General features: G+C 46.9%; 2 tRNA genes. Both read right to left on the reverse strand.

The features are described from left to right. Window positions 1-194 precede the first annotated feature (194 nt). Window positions 195-270: transfer RNA gene (locus tag J1G33_RS27750), tRNA-Ala, on the reverse strand. A 30-nt stretch (window positions 271-300) separates the two neighbouring features. After that, window positions 301-377 (reverse strand) — tRNA-Ile (locus tag J1G33_RS27755). Window positions 378-507 lie beyond the last annotated feature (130 nt).

The raw sequence follows: 507 nt of genomic DNA on the forward strand, positions 1-507 counted from the left end.
CGAATTTCTCGATTAAGAGAACTCACAAATTTTACCTTAGCCTGATCCGTTACCAGTGAAAGTAACGTTCAGTCTATCTTTCTATCACATACCCAAATTTTTAAAGAACGAACTAGTCAAAGACTAGAAATCAACATTCACCATCACAACGATGGAATGCTCATTTCTAAGCTTTATACAAACAGAAGCAGTAGTGGTGGAGCCAAACGGGATCGAACCGTTGACCTCCTGCGTGCAAGGCAGGCGCTCTCCCAGCTGAGCTATGGCCCCGTATTTCTACAGGCGTTTCCCACACAAAATTGGTGGGTCTGGGCAGATTCGAACTGCCGACCTCACCCTTATCAGGGGTGCGCTCTAACCAACTGAGCTACAGACCCAATTTCGGGCTGCTTCTTTTCGTCTTCTTCAATGAATCAAGCAATTCGTGTGGGAACTTATGGAGCAGCTGATGTCGTCGATTAAGGAGGTGATCCAGCCGCAGGTTCCCCTACGGCTACCTTGTTACGA

Origin of the sequence: Pseudomonas sp. P867, assembly GCF_019891455.1 — a bacterium.
GTDB lineage: Bacteria > Pseudomonadota > Gammaproteobacteria > Pseudomonadales > Pseudomonadaceae > Aquipseudomonas > Aquipseudomonas synxantha_A.